This is a genomic window from Streptomyces uncialis, assembly GCF_036250755.1.
GTDB classification, from domain to species: Bacteria; Actinomycetota; Actinomycetes; order Streptomycetales; family Streptomycetaceae; genus Streptomyces; species Streptomyces uncialis.
Genome location: NZ_CP109583.1, coordinates 6,488,542 through 6,512,669 on the forward strand (window position 1 = coordinate 6,488,542; position 24,128 = coordinate 6,512,669).

Consider the following 24,128-nt stretch of genomic DNA (forward strand, 5'->3'; position numbering starts at 1 on the left):
TCGGTAGTGTCTCGGTACTCCGACGACGTGGGCTCGCGGGATGTGAGGCGGGACGCCGGAGCCACGGTCCGGTGCGGTGTTCCGCCGAGGCGGGAGCGGGAACGGCCGGGACGAACCAGGGAGAAGGCGCGACCATGAGCAGCCCGTCCAGTACGCCGTCCGAGCCCGTGCGTGATCGGTCCGAGCCGACCCTGGGCGTGGTCGTCGGTGAGCGGCGGCGGCTGATCAACATCGGTTACCGGCTGCTCGGTTCACTGGCCGAGGCCGAGGACGCCGTCCAGGAGACGTACGCCCGCTGGTACGCGCTGTCGCGGGAGCGGCAGGAGGCCGTCGAGTCACCGGGTGCCTGGCTGACGACGGTGGCCACCCGTGTCTGCCTGGACGTGCTCGGCTCGGCGCGGGTCCGGCGCGAGCGCTACGTAGGGGAGTGGATACCCGAGCCGCTGCCCGACCGTACGGAGTGGATGAGCGGGCGCGCGGGCGGCGGCGGGGCGGGGTCGGCCGACCCCGCCGACCGGGTCACCCTGGACGAGTCGGTGAGCATGGCGTTCCTCGTCGTGCTGGAGTCGATGACACCGGCCGAACGCGTGGCGTTCATCCTGCACGATGTCTTCCGGTACCCCTTCGCGGAGGTCGCGGGGATGGTCGGCCGGACACCGGCGGCCTGCCGTCAGCTGGCGGCCTCGGCCCGCAAGCGGGTGCGTGCCGCGAAGGCCCCGGCCGTTCCGGCGGCAGGGCAGGCCGGTGTGGTGCGGGATTTCAAGGAGGCGTGGGAGGCCAAGGACATCGAGGCGCTGGTCGGTCTTCTCGACCCCGGCGCCACGATGGTCGCGGACGGCGGCGGACTGGCAGGCGCCGCCCTCCGCCCGGTCGAGGGCGGCGAGCGCATCGCGGAGTACCTGATCCATATCGCGGCCAAGGCCCCCGGGCTGACGCTGCTGGAGCGGACGGTCAACGGCCGCCCCGGCCTGGTCGCCCAGCACGACGGCGTCACCGTGACCGTGGCCGCGTTCGGCCTCACCGGCGGCCGGGTCACCCACATCTGGGCCGTCCGCAACCCGGAGAAGCTCCAGGCGTGGAACGAGCGGAGCTGACCGGCCGCCGCCCCCCCGTCCCGGCAGCCGGGCGCACCTCGGCGGACGGAGCGCCGCACCGCACTTCGGGTAGCGTCCGCCGGATGAGTTTCCGGCTGGCGGCGTACGCCGTGTGCGTCGAGGACGGGCGGGTGCTGCTCGCCGCCCACGTACCGGCGAAGGGTGGGATCAACTGGACGCTGCCGGGCGGCAGGGTCGAGCAGGCGGAGGATCCGTTCGACGCGGTGATCCGGGAGGTCGCGGAGGAGACCGGTTGCGAGGCGGTGGTCGAACGGCTGCTGGGCGTGGACTCCAGGATCATCCCCGCCGCTGAACGCGCTGTCCCCGGTGGACCGGAGCACCAGAACGTCGGCGTCTTCTACCAGGTCCGTATCACCGGCGGCAGACTCCGGCCCGAGCCGAACGGGGCGACCGCCGGGTGCGTCTGGACCCCGTTCACCGAGGTCGCGGGCCTGCGGCGGTCATCGCTGGTCGACATCGGCCTCGACCTGGCGCGGACCCTCCCGGCGACCGGCCATGTCGCTCCCGTCCCGGTAGGCGGCCTGATCCAGCACTGATCCCGTAGCGAGACGGGGCCGCCACCCAGGACCGCGACGGATGACCACGGGTCGGCGTCAGTGGCGCACCAGGCAGAACGGGTGGCCCGCGGGGTCCGCGTAGACCCGCCAACCCTGGTCCCCCGGGCCCGCGTCCAGCAGCCGTGCGCCCAGCGCCAGGACTTCCGGCTCTGCCCGGTCCAGGTCGGGGACGCCGAGGTCGAGATGGAACTGCTGGGGGCGCGCCGGGTCGGGCCACGCGGGCGGACGATGATCCCGTACCCGCTGGAAGGCGAGGACCTGACCGCCCGGGGTGTGCACGGTCGACCAGTCACCGTCCACCGCCCAGCGGGGGTCCGGCCGGTCGACCGTCCCGCCGAGCAGCGCGGCGTAGAACGCGGCGAGCCGCGCCGGTTCGGGACAGTCCAGCACCACGCACTGCAATTCCGCGATCATGCGCCCGATGGTAGGGCGTCACGGTTTCCCGTTCCGGAAAGAGGAACCTCTTGCCCCCGGCCCCGGCGGGCCGGAACCATGGGACGGAGGCAGCCCGGGACCACGGCAAGCACCGCCCGCGAAGGGCGGTGCGGTGAGGGGAACGCTCATGAGGGACAGCGGCACAGCTCGCACCGAGCGCATGCAGGTGACCGTACTGGCGACAACGTGCGACAAGAAGGACTGCCCCACTCTCTACAAGACGGACCGGGGCACGATCCTCGTTCAGGGCGGGACACCGACGGATCACGGGCTCGTGATTCCCGCACACGAAGCCCTCGTGGAGATTCCGATGGAACTGATCCGCAAGGCGTTCGGGGTCCCGGTCGGTGACTGACCGCACCCTGGGGTCCATGTTTGACGGCTTCCAGCGGGAAGCGTTCCGGCTGGAGACCCGTGACGACTACAGCAACTCGGGCAGCGTCGAGGCGTACCGGCTGTTCCTCGACGGTCGCCCGAAGCCGCAGGGCTACAACGCCGACTGGCTGGACGAGGTGCGTGTGCATGTCGGCGCCGGACGCAGGGTCTATCGAGTGCACGTGGTCACGCGCCCGCTGACGTCCTATCTGCGCTTCGAACTGGGGTGGGGCTACGCGACGAACGCGACGGCGGGTGAGGAGTTCTTCATCCTCGACGTGACCCGGCTGACCGATCCGCTAGTAGGCGTTGAGGACTTCTGGCTGTTCGACTCGGTAACCGCGGTGCCGATGCGATACACCCACGACGGTAGATTCCTTGGGGCCGACGTACTCCCTGATGATCAGGGCGACCAGTACGTCGGCTACCGGGAGATGGCGCTGGCTCACGCTGTGCCGTTCGCGGATTGGTGGGCAAAGTACGCCGAGTGAACCGTTCAGAGCTTGGTGTCGCGCTGCGGGTGCTGCGGAACGCTTCCGGGAAGGCGGGGAAGGCGGTGGCCCGTGGCGCTGTCATGTCCCAGAGCAAGCTCAGCAAGATCGAGACAGGGAAGCTGTCGCCGAGTGCTGACGACGTCGATCGCATCCTGACCGCCATCGGCGTCTCGGACGACGTCAAGGCGGAGTACATGAACGCCGCGCGCGCCGTCGCCACGGAGGCCACGGCGTGGCGCCTGATCCAGCGTGCGGGGCTCCACAAGGCGCAGCGGCAACTCCAGGCCGTAGAGGCCAGGATGAGCCTTCTGCGGCTGTTCCAACCCGCGCTGGTACCGGGTCTGCTCCAGACCCCGGAGTACATGCGCGCGGTCCTGTCCCGTCACGAGGATCTGTCCGAGGAGACGGTCCGCCGGACGGTCGCCGCGCGACTTGAACGGCAGGAAGTGCTGTACGACGAGACCAAGACGTTCCGGTTCGTGATCACCGAACCGGTACTCCGCTGGCTGATCGTTCCACCCGTGGTCCTGGCCGGTCAGCTCGACCGGCTGGCGTCGTTGTCCCGCCTGCCGAACGTGGACGTGCGGGTCGTGCCGCTGGCCGGGCGGAAGCATGACTTCCCGAACCACGCGTTCGTCATCCGGGACGACCGGGCCGTGACCGTCGAGACCGTGCACGCGGAAGTCGTCGTCACCGACCCCCGGGACGTCGCCCTGTACGTCGCGAAGTTCTCCGGGTTCGCCCGGCACGCCATGGGCGGCGACGAGTCGACGAGACTGCTGGAGTCCGTCAGGGACGAGCTGTCGCGAAGCCGGGAAGGCGACCAGTAGTCCGACGGCCGGGTCCCGCCGTCAGCGCAGGATCGCTTCGAGGAAGTCGCCTCCCAGTCGCGCCACCACCCCCACGTCCAACTGGTGCTGCACGTACCGTCCGTGCCGCCTCGTGGTGAGCATTCCTGCCTCGCGCAGGGCTTTCAGATGGCGTGACACCTCGGGCGCCGTCATCCCGAAGCCCTTCGCCAGCTCGCTCGTCGTGCACGGGGCGCGGGCCAGTTCCCAGCACAGGCGTATCCGGACCGGGTGGGCCAGCGCCATCAGCCGCTTCTCCACCAGCTCGGACGTGCCCGGTCCTGGCCGCACCTCCGGCGAGGCGACCGGGTACCCGACCACGGGACGCCACCCCGGCGCGTGCCGCACGATCAGATGCGGCCACCCGAACGCGCTCGGTACGAACGTGACACCGGGGGCGACACCCTGCTGTACGGCGTCCGCGCGGGCGTGGGACAACTTGTCGACGGTGATGCGCCGGCCCCGTGCGTCCTCCTCCAGGGCCACGGTCGGGGAGACCGCCTTGAGCGCGTCCGTGAGGCTCCTGCGGCGCAGCAACTCTCCCTTCTCCGCCGCGTCGGCGGAGAGTTGCGGGAGCACGCGCTGCCAGACCCCCGCGAAGAACGCCTCGTCGCAGTCCTCCAGCAGCCGTCTGATCCAGGCGCGGGCCGCCGCCGGGTCCCTCAGCAGACGCTGTGCGAAATCGAGTTGCCGGGGGCCGCGCGCCGACGCCCGCTCCAGCGCGGCGTCCCGGGCCGCGTCGTCCACCAGCGGGGAGCGCCCGCCCGCGCCGCGCAGCTCGCAGCCCGCCGCGTTGATCTCCAGCGCGGCCCCGACGTACGTCTCGTCGTCCAGCTCGTCCACCATGTCGAGCTCCCGCGCCAGCGTTGCCGACGGCGCCGGGCGGCCGGGCAGCAGGATGTCCGACCGCGTCGACCGCCACAGGAACTCCGCCTCGGCCATCCGGCTCAGCAGATCCGGCTCCAGCCCCGCGGCGGTCGAGGCCGCCCAGCCGCGCAGGCCCGGGTGGTGGCCGGGTTCGGAGAGCACGTGCAGGGCCGCCCCGAGCTCGGCCAGCGGCGACGGCCCGAAGGTGACGCGCTCCTGCGGCAGCCCCGTGATGTCGATGTCGACGCTCATCTCCCCATGGTGCACGGGCCCACCTGCCATGGGGTGCCCGATCGGCCACGTCCGTCATTCGTCGTACGGAGACGGAGATCCGGTCACCGCCCCGGCCCCCGGTACTGGTCCACGCGGCCCGTCCCGTACCGCCCCGTCCCGTCCCGTCCCGTACCGCCCCGGCCCGTCCCGTACGGCGCCGGCTCGCACCACAGCGCACCGCACCCCCAGCCCGCACCGTACGGTCACGGTCCGTGACCCGACAGGCGGGCCGGGCCCCGGGGGCGCGCCGAAACGCGTCCGGTCCGCGCCGGACCCCCGCCGCGAACCGGACTCCCGCCCCGCCGCGGACCGGACTCCCGCCCCGCCGCGAACCGGACGCCCCCGCCGCAGATCGGACGCCGCCGCGAACCGGAACCGTCGAAGCGCACCGGAACTCTTCGGAGCGGTCCGCCGGGCCCCGTACGTGCGGGAGAATGAACGCATGAGTCTGTTCCGGGACGACGGGGTGGTGCTGCGGACCCAGAAGCTCGGTGAGGCCGACCGCATCATCACGCTTCTGACCCGCGGCCACGGACGCGTGCGCGCGGTCGCCCGGGGAGTACGGCGCACGAAGTCGAAGTTCGGGGCCCGCCTCGAACCGTTCTCGCACGTCGACGTGCAGTTCTTCGCACGCGGCAGCGAACTGATCGGCCGCGGTCTGCCCCTGTGCACCCAGAGCGAGACGATCGCGCCCTACGGCGGCGGCATCGTCACCGACTACGCCCGGTACACCGCCGGTACGGCCATGCTGGAGACCGCCGAACGCTTCACCGACCACGAGGGCGAGCCCGCCGTCCAGCAGTATCTGCTGCTCGTCGGGGGGCTGCGGACCCTCGCCCGGGGCGAGCACGCGCCGAATCTCGTCCTCGACGCGTTCCTGCTGCGCTCACTCGCCGTGAACGGCTACGCGCCCAGTTTCGGGGACTGCGCCAAGTGCGGAATGCCCGGGCCGAACCGGTTCTTCTCGGTGGGCGCGGGCGGCTGCGTATGCGGGGACTGCCGGGTGCCGGGCAGCGTCGTACCCTCTCCGCAGGCCCTGGAACTGCTCGGGGCGCTGCTCACCGGCGACTGGCCCACCGCCGACGCGTGCGAGCCGCGCCATGTCCGTGAGGGCAGCGGGCTGGTGTCCGCGTATCTGCACTGGCACCTGGAGCGCGGCCTGCGCTCCCTGCGTTACGTAGAGAAGAGCTAGGAGAGACAACCCCGCATGGCACGACGTGGAATCCTGGGCCGGTCCCGGCGCGAGTACAAGATCCCCGAGCTGCACCCGTCCGGCGCCACCGCCCCGAAGATCGCCGGGGAGCTGCTGCCCAAGCACGTCGCCGTCGTGATGGACGGCAACGGCCGGTGGGCGAAGGACCGCGGGCTGCCGCGCACCGAGGGGCACAAGGTGGGGGAGGGCGTCGTCCTCGACGTGCTCAAGGGCTGTCTGGAGGTGGGGGTCAAGAATCTCTCCCTGTACGCCTTCTCCACCGAGAACTGGAAGCGGTCGCCCGACGAGGTCCGCTTCCTGATGAACTTCAACCGGGACGTGATCCGCCGCCGCCGCGACGAGATGAACGAACTCGGCATCCGTATCCGCTGGGCGGGACGGATGCCCAAGATGTGGAAGTCCGTCGTCCAGGAACTCCAGGTCGCCCAGGAGCAGACCACGCAGAACGACGCGATGACGCTTTACTTCTGTCTCAACTACGGCGGGCGCGCGGAGATCGCGGACGCGGCGCAGGCCATCGCCCGGGACGTGGCCGCCGGGAAGCTCGACCCGTCGAAGGTCAACGAGAAGACGTTCGCCAAGTACCTGTACTACCCGGACATGCCCGACGTCGACCTGTTCCTGCGGCCCAGCGGGGAGATGCGCACCTCCAACTACCTCATCTGGCAGAGTAGTTACGCCGAGATGGTGTTCCAGGACGTGCTGTGGCCCGATTTCGACCGCCGGGACCTGTGGCGCGCGTGCGTCGAGTACGCCTCCCGTGACCGCCGTTTCGGCGGCGCCATCCCGAACGAGCAGCAGCTCGCGGCGGGCAGCGGACGCTGACGCGGGGCCCCCGGGAGCGGGGTTCCGGCGTGCTCCGCTCGGAACGGAACCACGTACTCCACAGGGGGCATCTCGTGACGGACACGACACCGGTGACGGCCGGGACGGCTCAGGCCGCCGAACAGGCCGGCGGGACCGCGTCCGGCGGGCCGGTCGAGCTGCACTACCGGACGACGATCAAGCACTGCCGTGAGGCACTGTCCCTGCGGCCCAAGGTGGTGCGGGGTGCCCGGGCCCTCCAGGTCTGCGTCCTCCTGCTCGCCATGGCCGCCGGGGGCGCCCTCCCGGTGGCCCTGTTCGGCCGTGACCAGCCCGTCTGGGGCGTGTTCTGGGCGGCGCTGGCCATCGTGACGGCGCTGATGTGGCTCAGCCTGATCCAGAACAGCTACATCCGCTCGTACCAGCGGATCGCGGAGCACCAGGGGCCCGTGCACGCCGTGGCGGACGACGAGGGGGTCAGGTTCAGCACCGAGAAGATCGTGTCCTGGACGAAGTGGTCGATGTACGGCCGCTACGCGGAGGGCCCGACCGTGTTCGCCCTGTTCACCGGGGACAAGTCGACGGCGAGCTTCTTCGCCCTGCCGAAGGCGGGCGTCGCGGCGCCGCAGGACGTGGACCGGCTGCGGGAGCTGCTGGACCGGCACCTGCGGCGCGGCTGAGACGACCGTCCCTTTCGGCGGGGCGGGGCGAGGCCGGGCCGGGCGGGGTCCTGAGGGGCGCGGGCGCGACCCGGCCGCGCCCGCTCCCGGGAACCGTCGGCCGGGTCAGCCGGCCTCGGCGGTCCGCGCGCACTCCGCGCACGTACCGAAGACCTCGACGGTGTGCGCCACGTTCACGAAGCCGTGCTCGACGGCGATCGCCTCCGCCCATTTCTCCACGGCCGGGCCCTCCACCTCGACGGCCTTGCCGCAGGCGCGGCAGACCAGATGGTGGTGGTGCTCACCGCTGGAGCAGCGGCGGTAGACGGACTCGCCGTCCGAGGTGCGCAGGACATCGACCTCACCGGCGTCGGCGAGGGACTGGAGCGTGCGGTACACCGTGGTCAGACCCACGGAGTCGCCCTTGTGTTTGAGCATGTCGTGCAGCTCCTGGGCGCTGCGGAACTCTTCCACCTCTTCGAGCGCCGCCGCCACGGCCGCGCGCTGGCGGGTGGACCTGCCTCGAACCGGGGCTGTCACGTTGGCCTCCTCCTGGTCTCCTGCCCGGCCATTGTGCCAGGCGGGTACCCCCCCGGTCGTCACATGAACACGTGGGGCCCCGGGGACCCCGGGGACGTGGCCGTGCGCGAGTGGTGTTCCGCGGGACGGAGCCGGCCGGTCGTACGGGGCCGGGCCGCTGGTCAGGCGCGCGGCGACGGGACCTCCACCCCGGACTCCCGCCCCGTTTCCGTCGCGGCTCCCTTGCCGCCGGACCGCCCGGGAACCGGCTTGTTCCCGCCGGACGACCCGTGGGACCGGCCCGGAATCGGCTCGTTCCCGCCGGAGCCCCGCTGCACCGGCTGCGGCTGAGTCGGCTGGACCGGCTGAACCTGCTGAGTCGGCTGAACCGCCTCGTTCCCGCCGGGCGCCCGCCCGGTCCGCGTGTCGGGCACGGCGCATTCCAGGGGGAAGCCGCCGTCGTGACCGGGCTCGCCGCTCTCCGCGGCCCGCGCCGCCGCCGCTGCCCTGGCCCGGCGCCGGGCCAGCGGGGTGGCCAGCGCGGTCAGCGCGATGAACACGCCGATCGTCAGCAGGACGATCGTCGCCCCGGGCGGGACGTCCTGGTAGTACGAGGTGACCGTGCCGCCCAGCGTCACCGTGACGCCGATCGCCACCGCCACCGCGAACGTCGCCGCGAAGCTGCGGGTGAGCTGCTGCGCCGCCGCGACCGGGACCACCATCAGGGCGCTGACCAGCAGCAGCCCCACGACCCGCATCGCCACGGTGACGGTGACCGCCGCCGTGACCGCCGTCAGCAGGTTCAGGAACCGCACCGGCAGTCCGGTGACCCGGGCGAACTCCTCGTCCTGGCTGACGGCGAACAGCTGCCGCCGCAGTCCGACCGTCACCAGCACCACGAACGCGGCCAGCAGGCAGATCGCGAGGACGTCCTGCGACGACACCGTGGACAGCGAGCCGAACAGGTACGAGCTGAGGTTGGCGTTCGAGCCGCCGGGCGCCAGGTTGATGAACATGACACCACCGGCCATACCGCCGTAGAAGAGCATCGCGAGCGCGATGTCCCCGCGTGTCTTGCCGTACCAGCGGATCAGTTCCATGATCACCGCGCCGAGCACGGCCACCGCCATCGCCATCCAGACCGGCGAGGTCGACAGCAGGAAGCCGAGGCCGACGCCGGTCATCGCGACATGGCCGATGCCGTCGCCCATCAGGGCCTGGCGGCGCTGCACCAGATAGATGCCGACGGCCGGGGCCGTGATGCCGACGAGTACGGCGGCGAGCAGGGCCCGCTGCATGAAGGCGTAGTCGAGAATCTCCATCAGCGTGTCCTCAGCTCAGCAGTCCTGTGCGCACCGGCTCCGGGTGGGCGGTGTGCGGATGGACATGGTCGTGACCGGGCAGGGCGTGCTGGCCGACGGCCCTCGGGGGCGGGCCGTCGTGCAGGACGCAGCCCTCCCGCAGGACGACCGCCCGGTCGATCAGCGGCTCCAGCGGGCCCAGCTCGTGCAGCACCAGCAGCACGGACGCGCCGGAGGCGACCTGGTCCCGCAGGGTCGACGCCAGCACCTCCTGGCTGGACAGGTCGACGCCCGCCATCGGCTCGTCCATGATCAGTACTTCCGGTTCGGCGGCGAGCGCGCGGGCGATCAGCACCCGCTGGTGCTGGCCGCCGGACAGCGCGTCGACCGGGTCCCCCGCCCGGTCGCCCATCCCGACCCGCTCCAGCGCGGACCGTACGGCCGCCCGGTCGGCGCGCCGCAGCAGGCCGAACCGGGTACGGGCGAGCCGGCCCGAGGACACGACCTCGGTGACGGTCGCGGGGACCCCGCCGGACGCCGTGGTCCGCTGCGGTACGTAGCCGATCCGGGCCCAGTCGCGGAAGCGCTCCCTGGGGACGCCGAACAGGTCGATCGTGCCGCCGGTGACCGGCACCTGTCCGATGACGGTGCGTACCGCCGTGGACTTGCCGGAGCCGTTCGCGCCGAGCAGGGCCACGACCTCGCCCCGGTGGACGGTGAGGTCGATGCCGCGCAGCACGGGACGCGAGCCGAGTTCGGCCGTCACCCCGCGCAGGGCGATGACCGGGTCGCCGTCCCGTCCCGGTTCGGTGGCGGAACGTTCCGCCTTGCTCTGCGTGTCACCCATGGCCCGTGTCCCTTCCGATCGCCGTTCCGGTCCGTTTCACCGTGGCCGGTACTGCCGCTGTCGCCGGTACCGCTCGTCCTGCCGGTACCGCTCGTCCTGCCGGTACTTCTGCCGGTACTTCCCGCTGCTTCTGCTGCCGGTTCTGCTTGTTCCGTTTGTTCCGTCGGGTCCCGCACGTTCCGCTGCTTCTGCCGGTCCCGCTCGTTCCGCTCGTTCCACCGGTTACAACCGTTTCCGCCGCTTCCGACGGTTTCGACGCTTCGGCTGTTGTGCTGGACATCACATGTCCGTGGCCGCCGCCGGTTCCGTCGCCCGGTGGTTCACTTCGCGCCGAGCGCGGTCCGCAGGGCGGTGAGGTTGGCCTCCATGACCTGGACGTAGTCGTCGCCCTTGGATTTGTCGGTGATCCCCTCGACCGGGTCCAGGACGTCGGTGCGCAGCCCGGCGTCGTTCGCGAGGGTCTTCGCGGTCCGGTCGGAGACGAGCGTCTCGTAGAAGACGGTGTCGACCTTGTCGGCCTTCGCCGTCTGCTGGAGGGCCTTGATCCGGGCGCCGCTGGGCTCGCTCTCCGGGTCGAGACCGGTGATCGACTCCTCGATGAGGCCGTAGCGGTCGGCGAGGTAGCCGAAGGCGGAGTGGGTGGTGATGAAGACGTCGGTGCGGGTGTCGCGCAGCCCGCCCTCGAACTTGGTGTGCAGCGCGTCCAGCCGCTTCACCAGGGCGTCCGTGTTCTTGTCGTAGTCGGCGGCGTGGTCCGGGTCGGCCTTCGCCATGGCCTTGCCGAGCCCCTTCGCGACCTCGGCGTAACGCACCGGGTCCAGCCAGATGTGGGGGTCGGGGCCGTCGTGGGAGTGCCCGTGGTCGTGCCCGTCGTGCCCGGCCTCCTCCTCGGCGGCCTTCTCCTCCCCGGCGGGCTTCTCCTCTTCGCCGTGGCCGTGCCCGTCCTCCGCGTGGCCTTCTTCCGCGTGGCCGTGCCCGTCCTCCGCGTGACCGTGCTCGTCGGCGTGCTCACCTGCGGGTTCGCCGGACTTCGAGGGCTCCGCGGACTTCGAGGGCTCCCCGGACCCGGCGGACTTCTCGGACCCGGCGGACTTCCCGGGCTCCGGGCCGTCCTTCTCCAGCGAGGTCAGCGTGGTCGCGTCGACCTTCGTCCGGGCCTCGGACTGCTGGACGGCCTCGTCGACGGCGGGCTGGAGGCCCTTCAGATAGAGGACCAGGTCGGACTCCTCCATCGCGGCCGTCTGCCGGGCGCTGATCTCCAGGTCGTGGGGCTCCTGGCCGGGCTCGGTCAGGGTCGTGACCTCGACATGGCCGCCGCCGATCTCCTCGGCGAGGTACTGCATCGGATAGAACGACGCCGTGATGTCCAGCTTGCCGTCACTCCCGCCGGCCGCGTCCGAGGAGGAGCAGCCGGACAGGGCGCCGAGGCCGAGGAGGGCGGTGGCCGCCACGGCGGTGCCGGGTATCAGACGTCGTACGTTCATGACTCTCATTTTCAACAATTGTGGAAACGATTGTCAATAAACCGGGATGTCGTCCGCGTCACCCGAACGAGTCGGCGGTGTCCTGGGTGATCATGGTGTCGCGGGGCGCCTCGCGCGTACCGGTACCAGGGCGGGCAGGCCAACCGGAGTTGGCCCGGCCCCCGCCCGCGCCGGTAACCTGATGGCTTCGCTCTGAAGCAATCGCTTCGCGCCGTCGTCATCCGTCGTCATCCGTCGTAATGAAGAGAGCACCGTGGCCGCCGACAAGATCGACACCATCGTCAGCCTGAGCAAGCGCCGTGGCTTCGTCTACCCCTGCAGTGAGATCTACGGGGGCCAGCGCGCCGCCTGGGACTACGGACCGCTGGGCGTCGAGCTCAAGGAGAACATCAAGCGTCAGTGGTGGCGCTACATGGTCACGTCCCGTGAGGACGTCGTCGGCATCGACTCGTCGGTGATCCTCGCCACCGAGGTGTGGGAGGCGTCGGGCCACGTCGCGACCTTCAGCGACCCGCTCACCGAGTGCACCTCCTGCCACAAGCGCTACCGCGCGGACCACCTGGAGGAGGCGTACGAGGCGAAGCACGGCCGGCTTCCCGAGAACGGCCTCGCCGACATCAACTGCCCCAACTGCGGCAACAAGGGCCAGTTCACCGAGCCCAAGTCGTTCTCCGGTCTGCTCGCCACGCACCTCGGCCCCACCCAGGACACCGGCTCCGTCGCGTATCTGCGGCCCGAGACCGCGCAGGGCATCTTCACCAACTTCGCCCAGGTCCAGCAGACCTCGCGCCGCAAGCCGCCGTTCGGCATCGCGCAGATGGGCAAGTCCTTCCGCAACGAGATCACGCCCGGCAACTTCATCTTCCGGACCCGCGAGTTCGAGCAGATGGAGATGGAGTTCTTCGTCAAGCCGGGCGAGGACGAGAAGTGGCAGGAGTACTGGATGGAGCAGCGCTGGAACTGGTACACCGGTCTCGGCCTGCGTGAGGAGAACATGCGCTGGTTCGAGCACCCGGCGGAGAAGCTCTCCCACTACTCCAAGCGCACCGCCGACATCGAGTACCGCTTCCGCTTCGGCGGCAACGAGTGGGGCGAGCTGGAAGGCGTCGCCAACCGCACCGACTACGACCTGTCGGCGCACTCCAAGGCGTCCGGCCAGGACCTCTCGTACTTCGACCAGGAGGCCGGCGAGCGCTGGACCCCCTACGTCATCGAGCCCGCCGCCGGTGTCGGCCGCACGATGCTCGCCTTCCTCCTCGACGCGTACATCGAGGACGAGGCGCCCAACGCCAAGGGCAAGCTGGAGAAGCGGACCGTGCTGCGCCTCGACCCGCGCATCGCGCCCGTCAAGGTCGCCGTCCTGCCGCTGTCCCGCAACCCGGAGCTGTCGCCGAAGGCGAAGGGCCTGGCCACCGCGCTGCGCCAGAACTGGAACATCGACTTCGACGACGCGGGTGCCATCGGCCGCCGCTACCGCCGCCAGGACGAGATCGGTACGCCGTTCTGCGTCACCGTCGACTTCGACACCCTCGACGACAATGCGGTCACCGTGCGTGAGCGCGACACGATGAAGCAGGAGCGGGTCTCCCTCGACCAGATCGAGGGCTACCTGGCCTCCCGTCTGATCGGCTGCTGAACCGCCGTACACCTGGAACCCCGGCCCCGTGCACCACGTACGGGACCGGGGTTCCGGCGCGTCCGGGGCGATGCGGCGCCCTGGGGAGTACGTGGAGTACGTGCCCGGGGTACCCCGGGCGCCTGGAGCGCTCGGGATGTCTGGGGTACCCGGGGTGCCTGGAGTGCCCGGGATGTCTGGGGTACCCAAGGTGCCTGGGGTACCCGCAGGCCGGATATCGCCTCGCGGGGTGCCTGCCAGGCCGGATATCGCCTCGTCCACTGGGCCGGGGCGCCTCCGCCCCGCGCCGTAGGACGATCGTCCCACTGGACCTCAAGCTCACTTGAACTTCTACGTTCGTGACCGTTCCAGGCCGGCCCGGGAGGACCCGGGCCTTCCCCCACCGAAACGGAGCGAACGTTGAACGCTGCCCGTGAAGTACCGCCGTCACGGCCGAATCCGGGTGCGACCCTCGCCGTCGTCCTGCTCGGGGTCCTCGTCGTCCCGATGTCGATCTCGGGCGCCGCCGTCGCCCTGCCCGGCATCGGCAGGGATCTCGATACGTCGGGCGCGCCCCTGATGTGGGTCGTGCACATCTACAACCTGCTCTTCGCGACGGTCACCCTGGTCGCGGGCTCGCTGTCCGACCTCTTCGGGCGGCGGCGGATCTTCGTCACGGGCGGCGCGCTCTTCGCCCTCGGGTCGCTCGTCAGCGCGCTCGCGCCGCACATCCTCGTCCTCGATCTGGCGCGGGCGGTCGCCGGAGTGGGCGCGGCGGGTGTCCTCGCGAGCGCGGGGGCCATCCTGGCGACGACCTTCGACGGCGCCGCCCGGACCCGGGCGTTCGCCGCGATGGGGACCGTCGTCGGCGTCGGCATCGCCTTCGGCCCGACCCTCTCGGGCTGGCTCGTCGGCGGGCTCGGCTGGCGCGCTGGGTTCCTCTTCTACGTAGTCGTGCAGGCCGTCGTCCTGGTGGGCAGCGTCCGTATCGCCGAGTCCCGGGCCGCCGAACGCCCCCGGGTCGACAAGCCCGGCGTGCTCACCTTCGTCCTCGGGCTGGCGCTGGTGATGACCGGGCTGGTCGAGGGCCCCGAGATCGGCTGGGGCGACCCGCTCATCGTGGGCGCGCTCGTCCTGGGCGTCCTGCTGCTCGGGGTGTTCGTCCGGGTGGAGCGCCGCAGCGGCCATCCCGTCCTGGACCTCACCCTGATCCGCAACCGCCGCTACACCGCGTGGTGCGTGGCGACACTGGTCACCTCGGTCGGGTTCATGGGCACGCTGACCTTCCTGCCCACGTACTTCCAGGGCGCCTCCGGCAGCTCGGCCTCCGGTGCCGGGGCGACGATGCTCCTGATGACGGTCCCGGTCCTCGTCGCACCGCAGTTCGGCGGCTGGCTGATCACCCGGGGGGTCCCGGCGCGGCTGCTGATGGGGCTCGCGCTGCTGCTCATCGCGGTCGGCAGCGCCTGGCTCACCGTGCTGCGGCCGGGGATCGGGGCCCTCGAACTGTCCGGTCCGCTGGTGCTCGTCGGTATCGGAATGGGCGTGTCCTTCGGCATCACCGACGGCCAGGCGATGAGCCAGGTCGAACCGGAACGCGCCGGGATGGCCGCCGGGTTCCTCAACACCGTCCGGGGCGGCGCGGAGGCCCTGGTCCTGGCGGTGTTCGGCTCGCTGCTGATCAGTCTGCTCCAGAGCCGGGTCGGCTCGGCGGCGCTCGCCAAGGAGATCGCGGCGGGCAACCTCCCGGCCGGCCCCGGCCGGGGCGCCCTGGCGGACGCCTTCACCAGCGCGTGGCACATCGCCCTGTGGTGGGTGGCGGGCGCGTGCGTGGCCGGCGCGGCGGTGGTGACGGCGATGCTGTCGGGGCGGTCGGGGACGGCGGCGGACGCAGCCGAGCCGTCGGGGTCCCCGACGGCGGACGGGGTGACGGGTACGGGTACGCGGCGGTAACGGCAGGGCCTCTCGTGAGGGCTCTCACCGGCGACGGTCCGGGTTCGGCGGTACCGGACACGCTGGACCAGGTCAGTCGAGGACCGCGGTGGCCTCGACCTCCACCAGGTGCTCGGGTACGTCCAGTGCCGCGACGCCGATCAGGGTGCCCGGCGGTACGGGGGCGGCTCCGAGCTTGGCGGCTGCCCTCGTGACCCCCTCCGCGAACAGGGGCATCTTGTCGGGGGTCCAGTCCACGACGTACACGGTCAGTTTCGCCACGTCGTCGAACGAGGCGCCGACCCCCGCCAGGGCGGTGGCGACGTTCAGATAGCACCGCTCGACCTGCGCGGCGAGATCACCTTCACCGACCGTGACCCCGTCGGCGTCCCAGGCGACCTGCCCCGCGACGAACACCAGCCTCGACCCGGACGCCACCGACACCTGCCTGTACGCCCCGACCTCCGGCAGCCCCTCCGGGTTCACCAGCGTGATGGCCATACCGCCCGCCTCCTTGTCGCACGAGCCCGAGGGCCCGCTTCCCCACGGGCGGAACGTCGCCCGATGGTCTCCAGTGGTTACTGGGGAACCGTAGGAGAGTGGCCGCTGACATGGAAGAACGCACTTTCCGGTGACTGGGGAACCTGATGGTGACCATGGCATCAAGGGCTCGCGCGCGGAACTCCTTCGCAGCCGCCGCATCCTCCGGGACACCCTTGCCACGTAGGGCCGGACCTTGTGCTCTTCGTGGGACGAGGACGACGAATTCGCCGCGTACGGCCTCAGCACCGAGGAGATCGCTGCCCTACGCGCCTGGGCGCTGGACTGGGTCACCGACCTCAGCGGCCGCCTCCACGACGACCCCGTGGACTGAAACGGCCGTCGATCCTGATCGAGCCTTCTGTCCCCGTGTGTGCGTGACAGCCCTGGCCCGTTGCACCCGTACTGGTCCCACCGACGGTCAGCCCGGGGCGCCCGCGCGGACCGGTTCGATCGTGCGGCGCCTGACGAGCAGTACGACGATCAAGGTGACCTGGAGGGCGATGACCAGGGCCATGCCCAGGTAGGTCTTGGGCTGGTCGCCCACCTGGCTGGAGAACAGGCTGATGTCCCAGAGGCCGTGGACCAGCATCGGCAGCCAGATGGCGCCGCCCACCCGCAGGCACAGATAGAAGAAGTAGCCCGAGGTGGTGACGACGAGGGCCTGTACGACGGCCTGTGCACCCGTGCCGAAGGCGTTGCTGACGTGCACGAGACCGAAGACGAGCGAGGAGCAGAGGGCGACCTTGCCCTCGGTGAGCCCGGCCCGCCGGAAGACGTGGACGCCGATGCCCCGGAACATCAGTTCCTCACCGACCCCCACGAACAGCCCGAGCAGCAGCACGCAGAGCACCAGCGAGACGCTCTGGTCGGCGAGGTGGCCGTAGTTCAGGCCCAGCACGGCGACGGCGATCATCGAGATCGGCACCCAGCGCACCCAACGCCGCACCGGGGCGCGGTAACTCAGCACCTCGCCCCACCAGCCGAGCCAGGTGACCACCCCGGCGGCGAACACGATCGACGCCCCGATCGGGATCAGCGCGTTGCGCACCAGGGCCTCGGCATCGGGGAACGCGCTGTCCGAGTCGCCGGTGTCCACGCCGATCAGCAGACCCAGGCCCTGGATGATGCCCGCGTAGACGATCACCACCACCAGGAACCACGGCCATGACAGCCCGCGGCCGGGCCGGCCGTCCTGTTCCGCTTCCACCCTGTCGAGCACTTCCGCCCCTTCCCCGGGCGGCGACCGCGCCCCGCCCCCACCGGGCGCGGTCGCACGTCGCCGCGGCTTCCCCGACAGAATCTCATGCGGAATAGAACGAATGTGCCGGATCATCCCCTGACCAGCCTTAACACTTCGGTGTTCACGGGGTCGGCGCTGATGTCTGTTCGTTACATTGCCATCAAGGTGCCATCATGTGCGCGGTTCAAGGTGGGCGGCATGCCGATCCCCGTTAACATCCCCGCGGTCCCCGGTGTACGGACGCGGAGGTGCCCGTGACAGGGCAGCGCCGGCGTCCGGCCGAGCCCACCCGGCGCGGTGTGTTCGTCATCGGCGGGGGGCTTCTCCTCGCTCCGGCCGTCGCGATCCTGCTCGGGCAGGACCGGACCGCGCAATCGGTGGCGCCCCGGACGCAGGCCCGCGCCCAGCCGCCCAGCATGGAGCCCGCCTCCACCCCGCCCCGGCCTCCCGGCTGGATGCCCGGCGTCCTCAGGAAGCCGATCGACAAGAACTTCCGCCGGGGCGGGCGGAGCGGACAACAGGGCCTGATCATGCATGTGCAGGAGGGCGAGGGCTCGCTGTTCGAGCGCTTCTCCGACCCCTCGACCAGGAGTTCCGCCCATTTCTGGGTCTCGCAGGCGGGCGTGATCGAGCAGTACATATCCGTCCACGACCGCGCCTGGACGCAAGGAGCGGGCAACGTCGGATGGGCCTCCCTGGAGACCTCCGGCTTCGCGAGCAAGCCCCTCACCACCGCACAGGTCGCCTCGGTCGCCCGCGTCTACGCCTGGGGCGCCCGTGAACACGGCTGGCCGCTCGAAGTCGCCGACTCCCCGGACGGCCGTGGCCTCGGCACCCACGAGATGGGCGGCGCCTCGTGGGGCGGGCACGCCTGCCCCGGACCGATACGGGCGGGACAGCGCGACGCGGTCATGCGCCGCGTGCGACGGTTGTCCCGGGCCTGACGGAACACCCCTGGTCCCGGGCTCAGTTCACGTACGGGCTGCGGCGTTCCAGCAGGACCACGTCCCGCCAGACCCCTTCGCGGCGGCCGATCCGTTCCCGGGTGCCGACCACCCGGAAGCCGGTACGCAGGTGCAGCGCGATGCTCGTGGTGTTCTCCGGGAAGACACCCGCCTGCACGGTCCAGATCCCCGCCGCGTCCGTCGACTCCAGCAGCGCCCGCAACAGCGCGCCCCCGACGCCCCGGCCCCGCGCGTCCGGGTCCACGTACACCGAGTGCTCGACCACTCCCGCGTAGACCTCCCGGTCGGACACCGGCGACACGGCGGCCCAGCCGAGTACGCGACCGCCGCCGTCGAGCGCCACCAGCCGGTGCGCCCGCAGCTTCGCCCCGTCGAACTTCTCCCAGGTGGGCGCGGCACTCTCGAACGTCGCGTCACCCCCGTCGATCCCGAGCCGGTAGATCGCCAGCACGCGCGCGGAATGCTCGGGCCGCATGGGGGTGATGCGTACGTCGTCGCTCATGAACGGTCCCTGGGGTGGTGTCCTACAGATACGGCGGTAGGGTCCCGGACGGTGACCGGGCGCCTGGACGTTCGTTGGGCTGCGTCAGCCATGAATGATCTTGACCGCTGTGACCACCAGGGACGGTGGCCCGCCGACGTAGTAACGGACGATCGCGCCCGCGACGGTCGCGTGCCGCCGGGTCGGCTCCTGCCCGGGTACCGCCGGCCTGGAGCCGTGACCGTAGGGGTCGTTGCCCAACGTGGACGCCATCGCCGCGTCGAATCTGGCGCGGAAGGCGGCCGGCATCTGGCCGCGGACCTTCTCGGCCTCGCCCGCGTACTGGATGCGGTAGCGGCTCACGCGCCCTCAGCTCCTTGGTCGGACGAGCGCTTCTCAGCGGCCTTCAGGTCGGCGATCAGGGCGTCTTCCTCGGCCATTTCCTCCGGCGGGTAGCCCCAGCGCAGGGCGGCGTAGGTCAGCTCGTGCCCCGGAGTTCCGGTGATCTCGGCCTCGAAGTCAGGGAGTCTTTCGGTGTCCAGGGCGGCGCGGATGCCCTCGATCGTCGCCGGGAAGGTCTTCGACCCGACAGGGAAGCCCGTGGACCACACCGCAGGGGCGACCTCACCCGCCGCTTCGTCCAGTGGCGGGTGAGTGGGGGCTACCACCTCTCCGTTCTCGTCCAGCACACCGCTGAAGTCACCGCTCTTGAGACGGCCGACGGCTTCCGGATCCGCTTCCTCGGCGTCCGGCGGCAGCGCCCAGCCGAGAATCACGTACACCAGGTGCTTGGCCGGGGTCCGGGCGATCTCGGCGTCGAACTCCGCGAGTCCCCTGGCCTCCAGGGCGGCTCGTACACCCTCGATGCTCGACGGGATCTCGATCCGCCCTCCGTCGAGGGGAACGCTCCACACCGGCCCGTTGCGCGTGGTCATGCCTGGTCCTCATTTCCCTCAGCCGCCGAGCGTGTCCCTCGTCCGGACCGCTCCGATGAACGCCGTCCAGGCCGGGGCCTGGACGAGGAGTATCGGTCCGTCGGGCCGCTTGCTGTCCCGTATGGGGACGGCGTCCGGTACGCCGCTGGCCACTTCCAGGCAGTCGCCACCCTCAGCGTTGCTGTAGCTGGACTTGCGCCAGTCGAGGGCTACGGGTGGGGCCTGTCGGGTTGCTCGCACGTCGTACTGCCCTCCATCAAGTCCTTGAGGAACTGAGCGGACTCGGCGGGTGGCAGTGCGGAGTCCCGCAGCAGATCGTAGGTCAGGTGCAGTTGCTCGACCTGGTCCGGTGCCTCGATCAGGTCGGCGGTCCGATTGCCCTCCAGATAGGCGACGAACCTGCCGGATTGCAGCCACAGAAGGGTCAGTGACTCGCCCAGGAGACCGTGTAGCCCGGCTGAGAACGGCAACACGTGAAGCTGGATGTTGGGCGCCGCTGCCGCGTCGCACAAGGCCGCCATCTGCTCGTGCCAGACACGCTTGTCCTTGGTGGCTCTGCGCAGCACTGATTCATCCATGATCACCCGGTAGTGCTGCGGGTCGTTCCCTCGCACCATTGCCTGTCGGGCCAGCCTGGCGGTCACCACGTTCTCGCGAGCCTCTTCGGTGTGTGGGCGGTGTGTCTGTACGAGTTCCCGCATGTATCCCTCGGTCTGGAGGAGTCCGGGAAGGGTGCTGAACGCGTACTGGTACCGGACGGTCGCCTGGCGCTCGCGCTCCATGAAGCGCTTGTACTTGTCGGGGTGGAGGTCGTGTTGCACCAGCTCCCACAGATCCTGGAGGTGACGCCCGGTCCCGTAGACCGCGTCCAGCGCGGCCAATGCCTCCGGGGTGCCGCTGCTCTTGCCCGTCTCCAGCTTGTGCAAGTAGGCGCGGTCGTACGTCGTCAGGTCCGAGAGCGCCGCGAGACTCCGGCCCGACACCGTTCGCAGGCGTGACAGTTCTTCGGCGAGGACTCTCTTGGCCGAGGCCCGTCCATCCCGGCCGGACACATGTGCGGGCATCGCAACCCCCTTGTTGCAGCGGCTTTTTCGGCTACGGCCGACCCCTGTCGAGCGTACCCGCGGCCACCGACACTCGTAGCTGAACCGCTACGCACGGCTACGAAAGGGCTTGCCGCACGATGAGCGCGCAACCGATCACCCCCACCGGCATCACCATCAACCGGGCGCCCGGGGAACCGATCCACCGGGTCATCAAGGGCGATGCCCCGGACATGGTGTTCCTGCCGCTGACGGTGGTCCAGGGCGACACCCCCGTCCCCGCCGGAACGGGGCTCATGCTCAGCGAGCGGGAAGCGGCCCGGCTCGTGGATCAGTTGAAGGACGTCCTCCAGCGGGTACGGGGCGGGCGGCTCACGGCCGTCGTCGTCCCCGGCACCGTCACGCGCCGCGAGACGGAGGCGGGGGAGGCGTGAGGCGGCACCGGCATCGGAAACGGCGTGTGCCCCGGCGGAGCCGTTCGCTGCGGCAGGCGGTCGCGCGCAACCTCGACGCCCTCGTCCCGTTCGCGATCTACGCGATCAGTTTCCTCGTCATCATGAGCGCCTACCTCAAGCCCCACTGGTACCTGCCGTGAAGGCCCCGGACGCGGCCGGTGGCCGTCCCTGTCCCTTCTGTCACGCGCGCGGGCGGGTCTCGGACGGGTCGATGTCCGGCCCGCCGCGCGAGCGTGAGTGCCGCCGATGCCGGGGCACCGGCGGCTACGACCCGGCCCGGGACCCCGTACGGCAGTCCCCCTGTGACTGCCGTACGGGCGGCGGCGGATGAGTGGGCGCGGTGCGTGCCCGCTCATCCGGACCGGCGGGGGTCAGGCCGTGTGCCGCCGCACCAGGGCGATGATCGCCGTCGCCGCTTCGAAGTCCGGGCCGAGGCGGTTCTTGGTGACCGCGAACGTGACGCCTGTCGCGGTGTCGGCGCCCGCCCAGCTGCCGCCCATCCCGCCCATGCCGAAGACGGTCGTGCGCGGGTCGGGCTCGGCGCCCGGGGCGCCGAGGCTGTAGCCGAGGCCCAAGGTGCTGGGCATGCCGAACACCTCGTCGGGGCCGCTGGACGCCACCTCGGTCACCTCGCGCAGCCGTTCCGGGGTGATCAGCCGGAAGCCGTCCACGTCACCGAGCATCGCCGCGTACATCCGGGCGATCGCGCGGGCGGAGGTCTTGCCGCCCGCGGGGATGTCGGCGGCGAGGACGTCGGCGCGGTTGCCGAGCGCGGCGTTCGGGAACGTCCACAAGGGGCCCGCCTTCAGCATGGGCGTCTCCGGCGGGAGCATGCTCATGTCGAAGTCGGAGGGGACGTCCTCCAGGACCGCGAGCCGGTGGTGCTCCTGCTCGGGCATGCCGAAGTACAGTTCGTCGGCGATGCCCAGCGGCCCGGTGACGTCGTCGCGCAGCACCTGCGAGATGGTGCGGCCCGTGGCGCGGCGGACGATCTCCCCGATCAGGTAGCCGAACGTGTAGGCGTGGTAGCCGAGTTTGGTGCCGGGCTCCCACCAGAGCTCGGCGTCCGCGAGGGCCGCGCACATGTGGTCCCAGTCGCAGACCTGTTCCACGGTGGTGTCGAGCGGGATGCCCGGGACGCCCGCCGTGTGCGCGAGGACGTGCCGTACGGTCACCTTCTCCTTGCCGTGGGCGGCGAACTCGGGCCACAGCTCCGCGACGGGGGTGTCGTAGCCGAACACGCCGCGGTCCACCAGGAGATGGGCTATGGCGGAGGTGGCGCCCTTGCCGATGGACCAGTTGTAGAACGGGGTCGACGGGGTCACCTCGCGTCCGGTGGCCGGGTCGGCGGTACCGGCGACGGCCTCCGCGACCAGCGAACCGTCCGCGTACACGGCGGCCTGCACCCCGCGTTCGGCGCCGCTCGCGACGAGCTGGTCGACGGTGTCCTGGAGTTCCCGCTGAAGATCGGCCATCGTGCCGTCCCGCCTTTCGTGCCGTACGGGGCGCGTCCGGTGACGGCGTGCTCCCCGGGCCCGCCGCGCCGACGGGCCTGTCTGAGGGGAGACCTTAGGCGGGTCCGGAACTCATCGGTGTCCGGGCGGCGGGATCACGCCGACCGCCGGGTCCGCCGCTCACCCATGGCTGTTCCCGTCCCGGAGGGCGGGGGCCGGATCCGCCAGTCCGCGGGCGGTGCGGCGGGCCGTGCGTTCGGCCCAGCGGCCCGTGGTCAGCAGGCCCAGGACCAGGACGACCGTGCCGCAGCCCGCGATGATCCACCACGCGGGCCGCGCGGCGTCGACGAACTCCGTCCGGTACGCGGCGGCGCTCACCCCGGTCGCCAGCACCGAGCCGATGACCGCGACCCCGAGGGTGGTGCCGGTCTGGCGGCTGGTGGAGGCGATCGCGGCGGCGACCCCGGCCTGCGCGTCGGGCATCCCGGAGACGGCGGTGTTGGTGATGGGCGCGTTGACGAAGCCGAAGCCCAGGCCGAACAGCGTGTACCCGAGGAGCAGCCCGAGGTCCGAGGTCTCGACGGCGAACGCGGCGAACAGCACGCCCGTGGTGGCGATCGCGACCCCGGCGATCACCAGCGGCGGACGCGGTCCCTTCACCCCCAGCAGCCGTCCGGACAGCGGGGAGCACAGGAACGCCATGGCGGCCATGGGCAGCATCCACAGTCCGGCGCGCAGCGCGGACAGCTCGCGCACCTCCTGGAGGTACAGGGTGCTCAGGAACAGGAAGCCGCCGAGCGCGGCGAACGCGCACACCGCGATCACGGTCGCCCCGGTGAACGGGGCGCTGCGGAAGAAGCGCGGATCGATCAGCGGCTCCGGGTGCCGCGACTCGTAGCGGACGAGGGTCACGAGCGCGGCGACGGCGACGGCGGCGCAGCCCAGGATCAGCGGGGACGTCGCCCCGGCGTCCGGCGCCTCGATGATCCCGTACGTCAGCGAGCCGAGCAGCGCGATCACCAGCAGCTGTCCGACGGGGTCGGGCCGGCGGGGCCGGGGCGCCCGGGACTCGGGGACGAACCGCAGGGTGAGCAGCAGCGCGGCGATCCCGACCGGGACGTTGATCCAGAAGATCGACCGCCAGCCGACGGTGTCCACGAGCAGTCCGCCGACCAGCGGGCCCGCCGCCATCGAGATCCCGACGACCGCGCCCCAGACCCCGATGGCGCGGGCCCGCTCACGCGGGTCGGTGAAGGTGTTGGTGATGATCGACATGGCGACCGGGTTCAGCATGGAGCCGCCGACCGCCTGGATCATCCGGAAGGCGACGAGCCAGCCGAGGCCGGGGGCGAGCGAGCAGAGCAGGGAACCGGCGGAGAACACGGCCAGACCCGCCACGAAGACCCGGCGGCGGCCGATCCGGTCGGCGGTGGAGCCCGCGAGCATCAGCAGCGAGGCGAGGACGAGGGTGTACGCGTCGATGGTCCACTGGAGGTCGGACAGGCCGGCGTGGAGGTCGCGCTGGAGGGTCGGCAGGGCGACGTTCAGGATGGTGGTGTCGAGGCTGACGATCAGCAGGCTCATACAGCAGATCGCCAGCACGAGCCGGGGGTTGACCTGCGTGTTCGCCGGTGCGCCCAGCCGCTTGGGGGTCGATTCCCGCATTCATTAATA

28 protein-coding genes and 1 pseudogene are annotated in these 24,128 nt (G+C 71.2%); 14 read left to right on the plus strand and 15 right to left on the minus strand.

Annotation, left to right across the window (positions count from 1 at the left end; translation table 11 throughout):
- The first annotated feature begins 134 nt into the window (after nt 1-134).
- Together sigJ and OG711_RS27055 are read left to right on the plus strand one after the other, a co-directional pair.
- Nucleotides 135-1,094, plus strand: a complete 960-nt coding sequence (sigJ, locus tag OG711_RS27050) for an RNA polymerase sigma factor SigJ (protein ID WP_329560981.1) — start codon at nt 135-137, stop codon at nt 1,092-1,094.
- A gap of 83 nt (nt 1,095-1,177) precedes the next feature.
- Nucleotides 1,178-1,651 (plus strand): NUDIX hydrolase, encoded by a 474-nt coding sequence (locus OG711_RS27055; protein ID WP_329560983.1) that lies wholly within the window; start codon nt 1,178-1,180, stop codon nt 1,649-1,651.
- Between the two features lie 57 nt (nt 1,652-1,708).
- Here the strand turns inward: OG711_RS27055 and OG711_RS27060 are convergent, their stop codons facing one another.
- Entirely contained in the window at nt 1,709-2,086 is a 378-nt protein-coding gene (locus tag OG711_RS27060; RefSeq protein WP_266515299.1) for a VOC family protein, read from the minus strand.
- Between the two features lie 181 nt (nt 2,087-2,267).
- On the opposite strand from OG711_RS27060, the gene OG711_RS27065 reads away from it, so the two are divergent.
- Genes OG711_RS27065 through OG711_RS27075 form a run of 3 tightly spaced genes read left to right on the plus strand, consistent with a single transcriptional unit; the run spans nt 2,268 to nt 3,806 of the window.
- Nucleotides 2,268-2,462, plus strand: a complete 195-nt coding sequence (locus OG711_RS27065; RefSeq protein WP_329564067.1) for a hypothetical protein — start codon at nt 2,268-2,270, stop codon at nt 2,460-2,462.
- Nucleotides 2,463-2,478: 16 nt separating this feature from the next.
- Nucleotides 2,479-2,973, plus strand: coding sequence for a DUF6879 family protein (locus OG711_RS27070; protein WP_329560985.1), 495 nt, complete (start codon nt 2,479-2,481; stop codon nt 2,971-2,973).
- Nucleotides 2,970-3,806, plus strand: coding sequence for a helix-turn-helix domain-containing protein (locus tag OG711_RS27075; RefSeq protein ID WP_329560987.1), 837 nt, complete (start codon nt 2,970-2,972; stop codon nt 3,804-3,806). Before OG711_RS27070 ends, OG711_RS27075 begins: the two co-directional genes overlap by 4 nt.
- Before the next feature lie 21 nt (nt 3,807-3,827).
- Here the strand turns inward: OG711_RS27075 and OG711_RS27080 are convergent, their stop codons facing one another.
- Nucleotides 3,828-4,943: a DUF5937 family protein gene (locus OG711_RS27080; RefSeq protein WP_329560989.1), complete on the minus strand. Its 1,116-nt coding sequence runs from the start codon at nt 4,941-4,943 to the stop codon at nt 3,828-3,830.
- 463 nt (nt 4,944-5,406) lie between these two features.
- On the opposite strand from OG711_RS27080, the gene recO reads away from it, so the two are divergent.
- From recO to OG711_RS27095, 3 genes are all read left to right on the plus strand, one after another.
- Nucleotides 5,407-6,156, plus strand: a complete 750-nt coding sequence (recO, locus tag OG711_RS27085; RefSeq protein WP_073793610.1) for a DNA repair protein RecO — start codon at nt 5,407-5,409, stop codon at nt 6,154-6,156.
- A gap of 15 nt (nt 6,157-6,171) precedes the next feature.
- Nucleotides 6,172-7,002 (plus strand): isoprenyl transferase, encoded by an 831-nt coding sequence (locus OG711_RS27090; RefSeq protein ID WP_073793609.1) that lies wholly within the window; start codon nt 6,172-6,174, stop codon nt 7,000-7,002.
- A gap of 74 nt (nt 7,003-7,076) precedes the next feature.
- The gene (locus tag OG711_RS27095) at nt 7,077-7,661 is read left to right on the plus strand and encodes a YcxB family protein (RefSeq protein WP_329560992.1); all 585 of its coding nucleotides are present in this window, start codon (nt 7,077-7,079) and stop codon (nt 7,659-7,661) included.
- A gap of 105 nt (nt 7,662-7,766) precedes the next feature.
- Here OG711_RS27095 and OG711_RS27100 read toward each other — a convergent pair whose 3' ends face one another.
- The 4 genes and pseudogenes from OG711_RS27100 to OG711_RS27115 all read right to left on the minus strand — a co-directional run bounded on the left by OG711_RS27100 (nt 7,767) and on the right by OG711_RS27115 (nt 11,791).
- Nucleotides 7,767-8,180, minus strand: coding sequence for a Fur family transcriptional regulator (locus tag OG711_RS27100; protein WP_073793607.1), 414 nt, complete (start codon nt 8,178-8,180; stop codon nt 7,767-7,769).
- Between the two features lie 398 nt (nt 8,181-8,578).
- Nucleotides 8,579-9,481 (minus strand): annotated as a pseudogene (locus OG711_RS27105) (metal ABC transporter permease); the annotation flags it as partial.
- 10 nt (nt 9,482-9,491) lie between these two features.
- The gene (locus OG711_RS27110; protein ID WP_073793606.1) at nt 9,492-10,307 is read right to left on the minus strand and encodes a metal ABC transporter ATP-binding protein; all 816 of its coding nucleotides are present in this window, start codon (nt 10,305-10,307) and stop codon (nt 9,492-9,494) included.
- 320 nt (nt 10,308-10,627) lie between these two features.
- Nucleotides 10,628-11,791, minus strand: a complete 1,164-nt coding sequence (locus tag OG711_RS27115) for a metal ABC transporter substrate-binding protein (protein WP_266515284.1) — start codon at nt 11,789-11,791, stop codon at nt 10,628-10,630.
- Nucleotides 11,792-12,044: 253 nt separating this feature from the next.
- Here OG711_RS27115 and OG711_RS27120 point away from each other — a divergent pair, with 253 nt between their 5' ends.
- Both OG711_RS27120 and OG711_RS27125 read left to right on the plus strand, forming a co-directional pair.
- Complete coding sequence (locus OG711_RS27120; protein ID WP_073793604.1) at nt 12,045-13,427, plus strand: glycine--tRNA ligase; 1,383 nt, start codon at nt 12,045-12,047, stop codon at nt 13,425-13,427.
- Nucleotides 13,428-13,826: 399 nt separating this feature from the next.
- Nucleotides 13,827-15,359, plus strand: a complete 1,533-nt coding sequence (locus tag OG711_RS27125; RefSeq protein ID WP_329560996.1) for an MFS transporter — start codon at nt 13,827-13,829, stop codon at nt 15,357-15,359.
- 72 nt (nt 15,360-15,431) lie between these two features.
- Here OG711_RS27125 and OG711_RS27130 read toward each other — a convergent pair whose 3' ends face one another.
- The gene (locus tag OG711_RS27130; protein WP_073793603.1) at nt 15,432-15,839 is read right to left on the minus strand and encodes a RidA family protein; all 408 of its coding nucleotides are present in this window, start codon (nt 15,837-15,839) and stop codon (nt 15,432-15,434) included.
- A gap of 235 nt (nt 15,840-16,074) precedes the next feature.
- On the opposite strand from OG711_RS27130, the gene OG711_RS27135 reads away from it, so the two are divergent.
- Nucleotides 16,075-16,212: a hypothetical protein gene (locus OG711_RS27135; RefSeq protein ID WP_329560998.1), complete on the plus strand. Its 138-nt coding sequence runs from the start codon at nt 16,075-16,077 to the stop codon at nt 16,210-16,212.
- A gap of 87 nt (nt 16,213-16,299) precedes the next feature.
- Here the strand turns inward: OG711_RS27135 and OG711_RS27140 are convergent, their stop codons facing one another.
- Nucleotides 16,300-17,100 carry a CPBP family intramembrane glutamic endopeptidase gene (locus tag OG711_RS27140; protein WP_329561000.1) on the minus strand — a complete coding sequence of 267 codons (801 nt, stop codon included), beginning with the start codon at nt 17,098-17,100 and terminating at the stop codon, nt 16,300-16,302.
- 275 nt (nt 17,101-17,375) lie between these two features.
- Here OG711_RS27140 and OG711_RS27145 point away from each other — a divergent pair, with 275 nt between their 5' ends.
- Complete coding sequence (locus OG711_RS27145; RefSeq protein WP_241561814.1) at nt 17,376-18,065, plus strand: peptidoglycan recognition protein family protein; 690 nt, start codon at nt 17,376-17,378, stop codon at nt 18,063-18,065.
- A gap of 22 nt (nt 18,066-18,087) precedes the next feature.
- Here OG711_RS27145 and OG711_RS27150 read toward each other — a convergent pair whose 3' ends face one another.
- From OG711_RS27150 to OG711_RS27170, 5 genes are all read right to left on the minus strand, one after another.
- The gene (locus OG711_RS27150) at nt 18,088-18,588 is read right to left on the minus strand and encodes a GNAT family N-acetyltransferase (protein WP_329561003.1); all 501 of its coding nucleotides are present in this window, start codon (nt 18,586-18,588) and stop codon (nt 18,088-18,090) included.
- Between the two features lie 84 nt (nt 18,589-18,672).
- Nucleotides 18,673-18,930 (minus strand): hypothetical protein, encoded by a 258-nt coding sequence (locus OG711_RS27155; protein ID WP_079185058.1) that lies wholly within the window; start codon nt 18,928-18,930, stop codon nt 18,673-18,675.
- Nucleotides 18,927-19,502 carry a hypothetical protein gene (locus tag OG711_RS27160; protein ID WP_329561006.1) on the minus strand — a complete coding sequence of 192 codons (576 nt, stop codon included), beginning with the start codon at nt 19,500-19,502 and terminating at the stop codon, nt 18,927-18,929. The genes OG711_RS27155 and OG711_RS27160 overlap by 4 nt, the downstream gene beginning before the upstream one ends.
- An 18-nt stretch (nt 19,503-19,520) precedes the next feature.
- On the minus strand, nt 19,521-19,742 hold the full coding sequence (locus tag OG711_RS27165; RefSeq protein ID WP_329561008.1) for a DUF397 domain-containing protein: 222 nt from the start codon (nt 19,740-19,742) through the stop codon (nt 19,521-19,523).
- Nucleotides 19,712-20,566 (minus strand): helix-turn-helix domain-containing protein, encoded by an 855-nt coding sequence (locus tag OG711_RS27170; protein ID WP_329561010.1) that lies wholly within the window; start codon nt 20,564-20,566, stop codon nt 19,712-19,714. Before OG711_RS27170 ends, OG711_RS27165 begins: the two co-directional genes overlap by 31 nt.
- 119 nt (nt 20,567-20,685) lie before the next feature.
- Between OG711_RS27170 and OG711_RS27175 the strand changes: the two genes are divergently transcribed.
- The gene (locus tag OG711_RS27175) at nt 20,686-20,979 is read left to right on the plus strand and encodes a hypothetical protein (RefSeq protein WP_073793596.1); all 294 of its coding nucleotides are present in this window, start codon (nt 20,686-20,688) and stop codon (nt 20,977-20,979) included.
- 26 nt (nt 20,980-21,005) lie between these two features.
- Nucleotides 21,006-21,140, plus strand: coding sequence for a hypothetical protein (locus OG711_RS27180; protein ID WP_329561013.1), 135 nt, complete (start codon nt 21,006-21,008; stop codon nt 21,138-21,140).
- Between the two features lie 231 nt (nt 21,141-21,371).
- Here the strand turns inward: OG711_RS27180 and OG711_RS27185 are convergent, their stop codons facing one another.
- Nucleotides 21,372-22,475, minus strand: coding sequence for a serine hydrolase domain-containing protein (locus tag OG711_RS27185; protein ID WP_329561015.1), 1,104 nt, complete (start codon nt 22,473-22,475; stop codon nt 21,372-21,374).
- Nucleotides 22,476-22,634: 159 nt separating this feature from the next.
- The gene (locus OG711_RS27190; RefSeq protein WP_329561018.1) at nt 22,635-24,119 is read right to left on the minus strand and encodes an MFS transporter; all 1,485 of its coding nucleotides are present in this window, start codon (nt 24,117-24,119) and stop codon (nt 22,635-22,637) included.
- Between the last annotated feature and the right edge of the window lie 9 nt (nt 24,120-24,128).